Here is a 3236-nt window from a genome sequence, read left to right on the forward strand (position 1 = left end):
ATGGACGAGGTGATCCCGGAGTTCGTGGCGATTGTTGCCGGGCTGCGGCTGTCACCGCCGCGGATTCCGCTGGTGTCCAACGTGTCCGGCCGGCTCGCCGGTGACGAGATCTGCACCGCGGAGTACTGGGGTGAGCAGATCCGCAGCGCGGTCCGTTTCCACGACGGTGTGATCACCTTGCAGGAGCAGGGTGTGACCCGGTTCGTGGAGCTGGGACCGGACGCGGTGCTGTCGGCGCTGGTCCAGCAGAGCCTGGAAACCGTCACGGTGGTAGCGCCGACCATGCGCAAGGGCCGGACCTCCTTCCTGACCGCTCTCGCCCAGCTGCACGTCACCGGCCGCGACGTCGACTGGTCACCGTTGCTGACCGGCGGGCGTCACGTGGACCTGCCCACCTACCCCTTCCAGCGCAAGCGCTACTGGATCGAAGCGTCGCCGAGCACGGCCACGCCCGCCGGCGGTGCCGACACGGGTCACCCGCTGCTCGGTGTGGAGATGCCGGTGGCTGGCGCCGACGAGACGCTGTTCGCGGGTCGCCTGTCCCCGGCCTCGTGGCTGGGCGCCCACCGGCTCGCGGGGCGCACGGTCGTCCCGGCGGCGGCCGTCGTCGATCTGCTGATCCGCGCCGGTGACCACGTCGGTGCCTCGGCGCTGGACGACCTGACGATCACCGCCCCGCTGCTGCTGCCGGAGGGGACCGCGCTGGCCACCCAGGTCCGGGTCGGCACACCCGGCCCCGACGGCCGCCGCCCGGTGTCCCTGCACGCCCGACCCGACCGCGTCGCGACCGCGTGGACCCTGCACGCCGAGGGCCACCTGCACACCGAGACGGACGACGCACCGCCGCCGGCCGGCGACGACGGTGTCGACGTCACGCTGCCGGAGGACCGGCACCCGGAGGCCGCCGGCTTCGGCGTGCATCCGCTACTGCTCGACGCGGCCCTGGCCGGCGCGGTCGACCCGGCAGAGGGCGACGTCGTCCGGGTACCGGTCACCTGGCGCGGTGTCCGGCTGCACGCCACCGGTGCGACCGCGGTACGAGTCCGGACGGAGGCCACCGGTGACGCGACGATCAGCCTGCACCTGGCCGACGAGAGCGGACAGCCGGTGCTGACGGTCGAATCCCTGGAGTTCCAGGACGTCCCGCTGGAGACGTTCACCGGGGCGGGGACGGCGTCGACCGCCGTGCCCGCGCCGGCCCGGGTGCGGCCGGCGGCGCGTACCGGAAAGGTGGAATCGCTCGCCGACGCGCTGGCCGGACTCGAGCCCGAGCGGCGGCGCGAGACGGTGGCGCGGGTGATCCGCGCCGAGGCGGCCGCCGTCCTGAGCCACCCCGACCCGGACACCCTCGACCCGGGCCGCTCCTTCCAGGAGCTCGGCTTCGACTCGATGACCGCCGTCGAGCTGCGGCAACGGCTCAACACGGCAACCGGCACGCGGCTGTCGGCCACGGCCGTCTTCGACCACCCGACCCCGGATGCCCTGACCGATCACGTGCTCGCCCAGCTCGCCCCGGCCCGCCCGGTGCTCGCCGAACTCGACAGGTTGGAGGCCCTGCTCACCGGGGTCGGCGACGCGGGGGAGCGGGATGCCGTCACCGCGCGGTTGGAGGCGATGGTGTCCCGGCTGACCGGGCCCGCGCCCGCCGACGAGATACCGGACCTGCAGAACCGCATCGCGTCGGCCTCCGCCAGCGAAATCTTCGACTTGATCGACAACGAGTTCGGACGCCTGTCGAAGTGACGCCGTCCCGACCTCGACACCCGCTCGCGCTCCCGGAAAGACAGTGATCAGCGCATGCCCAACAACGAAGAGAAACTCGTCGAATATCTGAAGTGGGTCACCGCCGACCTGCAGAAGACCCGCGAACGTGTGCGGGAACTGGAGTCGGCCGAGCGGGAACCCATCGCGATCATCGGGATGGCCTGCCGGTTCCCGGGCGGGGCCGGTTCGCCGGAGGAGCTCTGGCAGCTGGTCCTGGACGGCCGGGACGGCATCACCCCGTGGCCGGCCGACCGTGGCTGGGACGTGGAGCGCCTGTACGACCCGGATCCCGCCAACCCGGGTACGTCGTACACCCGGGAAGGGGGTTTCCTCGACGGCGCGACCACTTTCGACGCGGGTTTCTTCGGCATCTCCCCGCGAGAGGCGCTCTCGATGGACCCGCAGCAGCGGGTGCTGCTGGAGACGGCGTGGGAGGTGTTCGAGCACGCCGGCATCGACCCGGCGACGCTGAAGGGGAGCCGGACCGGTGTCTTCGCGGGTGTCGCCGGGCAGAGCTACCTCGACCTGGACGGCCCGCCGGAGCTCGAGGGATATCTGACGACCGGGCGGCTCAACAGCGTCGCGTCCGGCCGGATCTCGTACTTCTTCGACTTCGACGGTCCGGCCGTCACCCTGGACACGGCCTGCTCGTCGTCGCTGGTCGCCCTGCACCTGGCGGTGGAGTCGCTGCGCCGCGGCGAGTCGACGCTCGCACTCGCCGGTGGCGCCACGGTCAACGGGCATCCGGGCGGATTCATCGACTTCTCCCGGCAGCGGGGGTTGTCCGCGGACGGGCGGTGCAAGTCGTTCGCGGCGGCCGCCGACGGCACCGGCTGGTCCGAGGGTGTCGGCCTGCTGCTGGTGGAGCGGCTCTCGGACGCGCAGCGCAACAATCACAAGATCCTTGCGGTGGTACGGGGTTCGGCCGTCAACCAGGACGGTGCGTCGAATGGCCTGACCGCTCCGAACGGGCCCTCCCAGGAACGGGTGATCCGGCAGGCATTGTCGGCGGCCGGTCTGGACGTGTCCGACGTGGATGCCGTCGAGGCGCATGGCACCGGAACCCGGTTGGGTGATCCGATCGAGGCGCAGGCATTGCTGGCCACCTACGGTCAGCGCCCCGCGGAGCAGCCGTTGTGGCTGGGTTCGCTGAAGTCGAACATCGGGCACTCCGTCGCCGCGGCCGGTGTCGGTGGCGTCATCAAGATGGTCCAGGCGATCCAGCACGGCATCCTGCCGCGAACACTGCACGTCGACTCGCCGAATCCGATCGTCGACTGGGACTCCGGCGAGATCCGGCTGCTCACCGAGCAGCAGCCCTGGCCGGAGACCGGAGCACCCCGGCGTGCCGGTGTGTCCGCCTTCGGAGTGAGCGGGACCAACGCGCACGTGATCCTGGAGCAGGCTCCGGCTCAGCCGCAGGTTTCGCCGGTGGAGGTGCCGGGTGTGGTGCCGTGGGTGGTGTCGGCGCG

At 71.7% G+C, this 3236-nt stretch carries 2 protein-coding genes; both read left to right on the top strand.

Annotation, left to right across the window (positions count from 1 at the left end; genetic code table 11):
• The coding region (locus tag CHC09_RS44750; protein ID WP_089299357.1) for a phosphopantetheine-binding protein at positions 1 to 1743 on the top strand (1743 nt) is incomplete at its 5' end.
• Between the two features lie 54 nt (positions 1744 to 1797).
• Positions 1798 to 3236: type I polyketide synthase (locus CHC09_RS44755; RefSeq protein WP_179277577.1), on the top strand; the 1439-nt coding region annotated here is incomplete at its 3' end.

This window comes from Actinoplanes regularis, from assembly GCF_900188005.1.
Lineage (GTDB): Bacteria > Actinomycetota > Actinomycetes > Mycobacteriales > Micromonosporaceae > Actinoplanes > Actinoplanes regularis.